Source organism: Streptomyces sparsus, from assembly GCF_054776295.1.
The window spans coordinates 1-6,945 of the sequence record NZ_BAAHCA010000186.1 but is presented as its reverse complement, the minus strand read 5'-3'; the positions used below and the strand labels follow the sequence as shown (position 1 = coordinate 6,945).

Below are 6,945 nucleotides of genomic sequence, written 5' to 3'. Positions count from 1 at the left end.
CACGCACGGGTCCGCCGTGCGCCCGGTGCCGGTGGCGTACGCCGCCGTTCGCCCGGTCACTCCAGCACGGGCGGCGACGGCCCGGCCAGTGCGGAGCGCGCAGTCTAGGGATTCACCGCGTACCCGGGCCGGGCTCGCGCCCGTCCGCCCCGCGGAGGTGCGGTCCGCGGCGTCAATCTCTGGAGGAAACCCCAGACAGCGGCTCCCGACGGTCCGACCCACGCGGCGCGCGCCGCAAGATGGGCTCGCACCGGCCATCCGCACCTACCCGGCCGGCGCGTGGAGGGCCCCGCATGGACATCGTGATCGACCACGGCAAGTGCATCGGCGCCGGCCAGTGCGCGCTCATCGCTCCCGAGGTGTTCGACCAGCGTGCTGACGACGGACTCGCCGTCCTGGTCGAGGAGCATCCCGGCAGCGAGCACCTGGAGGCGGTCCGCGAGGCGGGCGAGTCCTGTCCGCTGGGCGCCATCACCCTCACGGACGACCCGCGGTCCGCGGCCTGACCGACGGACCGGACCCCACACCGGCCTCCCACCACTGAGAAGAGGAACGATGCGCGTCCTGTTCGCCGGCCTGCCGGAGAAGTCGCACGTCTACACGATGGTGCCCCTCGCCTGGGCGCTGACGGCCGCCGGGCACGACGTCCTGATGGCCAACGCGCCCTCGCTGACCTCCGCCATCAACGGCGCCGGGCTCGTCGCCGCCCCCGTGGGAGCGGACCCGGGGCTGCGCGCCGACATGGCCGCCGCACGGGACTCCCAGCACGCCGAGGTCGCCAACTGGAGTCGCCTGGGCTACGGCGAGGTCGACCACGCCTCCCTGGTCTCACGCTACGAGGTCAGCGTCCCGTGGGGTTTCGCCCGCTACAACGACCCGATCATGGACGACCTCGTCGCCCTCGCCCGCGACTGGAAGCCCGACCTGGTCATCCGCGACCCCATCGCCTACGCGGGGGGCGTGGCGGCCCGGGCCTGCGGAGCCGCGCACGCCCGGCTCCTGTGGTGTGCCGACGTCTACGGCCGGGCCCGGGCCACCTTCGTCGAACTCGCCCGGGACGTGCCCGAGGACCGGCGCACCGACCCGCTGGCCGAGTGGCTCGACGAACGCGGCCGACCCTACGGCGTGCGGTGCGACGAGGAGCTGATCAACGGCCAGTTCACCCTGGACACCCTGCCGCCGAGCCTGCGCCCGGACAGCGCCCTGGACGAGGTGTCCCTGCGCTACGTCCCCTACAACGGCCCGGCCGTGCAATGGGACTGGCTACGGGAGCAGCCCGGGCGGCCCCGCGTCTGCGTCACCCTCGGCCGCACCAACACCGAGGCCTACGGCGGGGACTACGTGGGCCTCGAGCCCATCCTCCGCGCCCTGTCGTCGCTCGACGCCGAGATCGTCGCCGCGCTCACGCCCGAGCAGGCCGGGGAGCTCGGTGAGCTGCCCGGCAACGTGCGCGTCTGCACCGGTGTCGCGTTGGGCACGCTGCTGCCCTCGTGCGCGGCGATCGTCCACCACGGTGGCTGGGGCACCTACTCCACCGCCCTGGTCAACGCGGTACCGCAGCTCGCGCTGGCCACGGAGGTCGCGGACCAGGAGCTGCGCCAACGAACCCTGCAGGACGCCGGGGCCGGCCTGCTCCTCCACCACAGCCAGGCCTCACCCGAACGGGTCCTGGAGTGCACGGGCCGGCTGCTGCACGATCCCGACTTCGCCGCCGCCGCGCGCCGGCTGCGCGACGAGTCCGCGGCCATGCCCAGCCCGCACGCCCTGGTACCGGAACTGGAACAGCGGGCCGCGATCCGCTGAGCACGCCCTAGTCCCCGCGCCGCCGACCCGTTCGCGGCACGGCACCCACCGCACACCGAAGAGAGGAGGACGGCGCCCGCTCGGCGAGCCCGGTGGAGCGCCGCACCCCCGATGAGTCAGACGCGCATCCTGGTGACCGGCGGTGCCGGCTTCATCGGTTCCCACTACGTCCGCACCCTGTTGGGCCCCCTCGGCCCCGACGACGTCACCGTCACCGTCCTCGACGCCTTCACCTACGCGGCCAACCCGGCCAACCTGGACGAGGTCCGGACGTCCGACCGCTTCCGGCTGGCCGTCGGCGACATCTGCGACACGGCGGCCGTCGACGCCCTGATGGCCGAGCACGACCAGGTCGTCCACTTCGCCGCCGAGTCGCACGTCGACCGCTCGCTGGCCAGCGCCACCGAGTTCGTCCGCACCAACGTGCTGGGCACCCAGGCCCTGCTGGACGCGGCCCTGCGGCACGGTGTCGGCACCTTCGTGCACGTCTCCACCGACGAGGTGTACGGGTCGATCCCGGTCGGTTCCTGCTCCGAGGAGCAGCCGCTCGCCCCCAACTCCCCCTACGCGGCCTCCAAGGCGGCCAGTGACCTGATGGCGCTGGCCTACCACCGGTCGCACGGCCTGGACGTGCGCGTCACCCGCTGCTCCAACAACTACGGGCACCACCAGTTCCCGGAGAAGATCATCCCGCTGTTCCTGACCCGCCTGCTGGAGGGCAAGAAGGTGCCTCTCTACGGTGACGGGCTGAACGTGCGGGACTGGCTGCACATCGACGACCACGTCCGTGCCGTCGAGCTCGTCCGCACCCTGGGCCGGGCCGGGGAGGTCTACAACATCGGCGGCGGTACCGAGCTGGAGAACCGCGGGCTCACCGAGCTGCTGCTGGACGCCTGCGGCGCCACCTGGGACAGCGTCGAGTACGTCACCGACCGGAAGGGGCACGACCGCCGCTACTCCGTCGACTGGCGCAAGGCCCACGTCGAGCTGGGCTACAAGCCGCAGAAGGACTTCACCGAGGGGCTCGCCGAGACCGTCGCCTGGTACCGGGACCACCGCGAGGTCTGGGAGCGGCTCCCGCGCACCCAGCCGGAGCCCAGTCACCAGTCGGGGATGGCGCCGTGCTGAGCTGGCAGGTGCTCGGCGCGCTGCGGGCGACGGCGGACGGCCGGGACGTCACCCCGACACCCCCGAAGGTCCGCCAGCTCCTGGCCCTGCTGCTGGCCCGGCGGAACAGCGTCGTGTCGCTCACCGCCATCGCCGGGGAACTGTGGTCCGGCGAGCCGCCGCGCACCGCGACCGGCACCGTGCAGACGTACGCCTACCAGTTGCGAAAGGCGCTCCAGGCCGGCGCCTCCGCGACTGCCGGGAACCCGCTGGGCACGCACGCACACGGGTACGTGCTGTCGGTGGCCCCCGGGAAGTGCGACGCGGAGGAGTTCACCCTGCTGACCGTGCAGGGCCGGGCGGCGCTGCGGGAAGGCGATCCCGACACGGCCGCCGTGCTGCTGCGCCGCGCCCTGGACATGTGGGGCGGACCGCCCTTCGCGGACGTCGTCCAGGGCCCGGCGCTGCGCGGCTACGCGTCGCGGATGGAGGAGTTGCACCTGCAGGCGCAGGAGCTGCGGATCACCGCCGAGCTGCGCCGGGGCAGACACCGGGAGCTGGTGGGCGAGCTGAAGGAGCTCGTCTGCGTCCACCCGATGCACGAGTGGTTCCAGGGCACGCTCATCATCACCCTGGAACGTTGCGGGCGGCGCAGCGAGGCGCTCCAGGTGTACCAGCGGCTACGCGAGGTGCTCCGGGACGAGCTCGGTCTCGACCCCTCGCCGGTGCTCCAGCGCATTCGCCACCACGTACTGACCGACCGCGTCAGCGACGCGGACCTCGACCTGCTGCCGGGCTGACCCGCCCCCGGCACGCACCGCGCGGGTGGTCGCGGGTGCCGCCGCCGTCCCGCGCACGTCTCTCCCCGTCACCGCAGCCACCCGGCGGTGTGCTCCGTACGCTCGCAGGCCGCCCGCCACAGGTCGTTCACCATGCCGCCCGCCGTGTGCCGAGGCGCCCAGCCGAGCACGGACCGGGCGGCCGACACGTCCACTCCCATCCAGTCGGTGCCGGTGGCCGGCCGGCTGCCCGCGCCGAGGCGTTCCACCAGGCGGGCCGGCCGCCCGCTGATCGTGATCAGCAGGTCGACCATGTGCCGTACGTGCTGGGAGACGCCGCTGGCGACGTTCACCACGCGTCCGCTCGCGGCCGGGGTGCGCAAGGCCGCCACCACGGCCTGGGACACGTCCCGTGCGTCGACGAAGTCGCGGCGGCTGCGCAGCGGCGACACCCGGACCTCCGCCGGTCCCTCGGTGGGCCGCGTCGCCAGCAGTTGTCCGGCCACGTGGCCCAGCAGGCTGCCGGCGGGGGTTCCGGCCCCGATGACGTTCGACAGCCGCAGCACCACCGCCTGCGCCTTGCCCGCCCGGGCGGCCTCCAGTACCGACTGGGTGCCGAGCAGCTTCGTGCGGCCGTAGTCCGTGGTCGGCTCCGTCGGTGAGCACTCGGTGAGCCACACGTCCTCCCGCTGCGGCGCGTACTCGTGGACCGAGCCCAGGTGCACCAGCCGGGGCCGGTGCCGGGCGGCGGTGAGCGCCGTCAGCATCCGGTCCACCAGGAGCTGGTTGCCGAGCCGCATCCTGCTCGGCGAGGAGGACCAGACCTCGCCGGCCGCGTTGACGACCGCGACCGGCCGCTCCTCCTCGACGATCTCGGTGAGTACGTACGGGTCGCCGTTCACCAGGTCCAGCGGATAGAACCGCCAGGACGGCGGTGTCTTCAGCGGCCGGCGCGCCACCGCGAGGATCTCGTGCCCTGCCGCCTCCAGTGCGGCGCCCACGTGCCGCCCGACGAACCCGGTCGCGCCGAGGACCACCACGCGGCCCGGACCCCGGCCCGGGCTGTCCGGCTGCACCCGCCCACCGACCTCCGTCATGGCGTTCTCCTCCCGGGCCGCGCGCTGCGGACCGTACGTCTCCGGGCGCCGTGGCGCAGGCGCGCGGGGTCAACGGCCGTCAGCCTCGCACCCGCTGGTCAGGGATCGATCCAGAGCCGTTGGACTCGATCCGGCCGCCGCCGGTCCTGGACCGGTTCTCGAAGATCGGCGCCTAGTGTGCTGCCACCATGAAGGTTCGAGAGATGGCCGTGCCGGACGCGTACCACATCACGCCGCACAGGATCCGGGACGTGCGCGGCAGCTTCCACGAGTCGTTCCGGCGGAGTCGGCTCGCCGAGGAGATCGGCCGGTCCGTACCGGTGGCGCAGGTGAACTACTCGGTGTCGCGGCGCGGTACCCTCCGCGGCCTCCACGGGACGCTGCTGCCGCCCGGGCAGGCCAAGGTGGTGTGCGTCGTGCGCGGCGCGGTCCTCGACATCGTGGTGGACCTGCGGGTCGGCTCCCCGACCTGGGGCGTGCACGAGGCGAACCGGCTGGACGCCGAGTCGGGAGAGACCCTGTTCGTCCCGGAAGGCCTGGTGCACGGCTTCCTCGCCCTCACGGACGACACCTGCGTGTCGTATCTGTGCTCCACCGAGTTCGTCCCCGGCACCCAGATCGATCTCGACCCCTTCGACGCCGACCTCGACCTGCCCTGGGGTCTGGCGGAGGAGCCGCTGATGTCGCCCAAGGACTCCTCGGCCATCTCCGTCGCCGCCGCCAGGGAAGCCGGACTGCTGGCCCGCTACGAGGACTGCCGGGCGCACTACGCCGCGCAACGCGAAGCCGGTTGACGCCCGTTGACGTCGCAGCCCGCCCGGCAGGCGGATCCCGCACCTCCCGTCCGCACCGTCTCCGAAGGAGAGCCCATGCACCCCGGCACCCCGCCCGTCCCCGGCTCCGAGGGCCCGGCGGCCCCGCCCGTACGCCACTTCGCCCTGCTGCTCTTCGCCGACTTCGGCCACATCGGCCCCACCCTGGGGGTCGCGCGGGAGCTCGTCGCCCGCGGGCACCGGGTCACCTACGTCGTGGACGAGCAGTTCGCCGAGGTGGTCACCGGGACCGGTGCGAGGGCCGTCACCTACACCTCCGCGCGCGGTGACTTCTACCGCGCCGCCGACATCACTCCCGAGCGGCTCGCCCTCGACGGCTACAACCTGCTGGTCGACACCATCGACACGGTCTTCCCCGCGGCCCGTGCCGCCCTCGCCGACGACCCGCCGGACGTCGTGCTGTACGACTTCGAGACGTTCGCCGCCGGCCGGGTGGCCGCCCGCGTCCTCGGCGCTGTGCCCGTGCAGGTCAGCCCGAGCCATGCGGCCAACGAGACGTTCTCGCTGCGCGCCCGGATGTGGGACACCGAGCACCCGCTGATGGCGGAGGGCGCCAAGGTCGTCGTGGAGTTCATGGGCTCCCACGGAATCGGCCTGGACGAGATGGGCCGTTACGGCACCGAGTGGGACGAGCGCAACCTGGTGTTCCTGCCCCGCGCCTTCCAGATCGACGGCGACAGCTTCGGTGACCGGTACGCGTTCGTGGGCCCCACCGTCACCGACCCGGCGCCGGGGCACTGGGAGCCCCCGGCTGACGGCCGCCGCACGGCGCTGGTCTCCCTGGGCACCGAGTCCACGGACGGCGACTTCTTCACGATGTGTGCCGAGGCCTTCGACCCGGCCGACTGGCACGTCGTGATGACCCTCGGCCGCGGCACGGACGCCGCCCGGCTGGGCCCGCTGCCCGCCCACGTGGAGGCGCACTCCTGGCTGCCGCACTCGGCCGTGCTGCCGCACGCGGACGTGTTCGTCTGCCACGGCGGCATGGGCAGTCTCCTGGAGGCGCTCTCCCACGCCATCCCGGTGATCGCGCTGCCGCGCGCCCCCGAACTGGCCCTGAGCGCCCACCGACTGGAGGAGTGCGGGGTCGGCCGCAGTCTGGTCCGCGAACGGCTGACGGCCCCCGAACTGGCCCGGACGGTGGCCGAACTGCTCGCCGACCCCGACAGACCCGCCCACCTGGACCGCATGCGCAAAGCCGTCCGGGAGGCCGGTGGGGCTCCCCGCGCGGCCGACCTGCTGCTGGAGTGGGCCGCGGCGCGACCCGCCGCGAACACCGTCGGGCCCGCCTCGACCACCGCGGGCTGAATCCGCGGCGGACGCCCC

7 protein-coding genes are annotated in these 6,945 nt (G+C 73.5%); 6 read left to right on the top strand and 1 reads right to left on the bottom strand.

Features of this window, described 5'->3' with window-relative positions; all coding sequences use genetic code 11:
* Positions 1-293 precede the first annotated feature (293 nt).
* The 4 genes from ACYVE9_RS11590 to ACYVE9_RS11575 all read left to right on the top strand — a co-directional run bounded on the left by ACYVE9_RS11590 (position 294) and on the right by ACYVE9_RS11575 (position 3,710).
* Positions 294-506, top strand: a complete 213-nt coding sequence (locus tag ACYVE9_RS11590; RefSeq protein ID WP_461027704.1) for a ferredoxin — start codon at positions 294-296, stop codon at positions 504-506.
* Between the two features lie 49 nt (positions 507-555).
* Entirely contained in the window at positions 556-1,803 is a 1,248-nt protein-coding gene (locus ACYVE9_RS11585) for an activator-dependent family glycosyltransferase (RefSeq protein WP_461027703.1), read from the top strand.
* Positions 1,804-1,914: 111 nt separating this feature from the next.
* Positions 1,915-2,931: a dTDP-glucose 4,6-dehydratase gene (gene rfbB / locus ACYVE9_RS11580; RefSeq protein WP_461027702.1), complete on the top strand. Its 1,017-nt coding sequence runs from the start codon at positions 1,915-1,917 to the stop codon at positions 2,929-2,931.
* Positions 2,925-3,710: an AfsR/SARP family transcriptional regulator gene (locus tag ACYVE9_RS11575; RefSeq protein ID WP_461027701.1), complete on the top strand. Its 786-nt coding sequence runs from the start codon at positions 2,925-2,927 to the stop codon at positions 3,708-3,710. Before rfbB ends, ACYVE9_RS11575 begins: the two co-directional genes overlap by 7 nt.
* 68 nt (positions 3,711-3,778) lie before the next feature.
* Here ACYVE9_RS11575 and ACYVE9_RS11570 read toward each other — a convergent pair whose 3' ends face one another.
* A complete protein-coding gene (locus ACYVE9_RS11570; RefSeq protein ID WP_461027700.1) occupies positions 3,779-4,786 on the bottom strand; it encodes an NAD-dependent epimerase/dehydratase family protein in 1,008 nt (335 codons plus the stop codon).
* A 188-nt stretch (positions 4,787-4,974) separates the two neighbouring features.
* Here ACYVE9_RS11570 and ACYVE9_RS11565 point away from each other — a divergent pair, with 188 nt between their 5' ends.
* Both ACYVE9_RS11565 and ACYVE9_RS11560 read left to right on the top strand, forming a co-directional pair.
* Positions 4,975-5,580 carry a dTDP-4-dehydrorhamnose 3,5-epimerase family protein gene (locus ACYVE9_RS11565; RefSeq protein ID WP_461027699.1) on the top strand — a complete coding sequence of 202 codons (606 nt, stop codon included), beginning with the start codon at positions 4,975-4,977 and terminating at the stop codon, positions 5,578-5,580.
* Positions 5,581-5,655: 75 nt separating this feature from the next.
* A complete protein-coding gene (locus ACYVE9_RS11560) occupies positions 5,656-6,927 on the top strand; it encodes a macrolide family glycosyltransferase (protein WP_461027698.1) in 1,272 nt (423 codons plus the stop codon).
* Positions 6,928-6,945 lie beyond the last annotated feature (18 nt).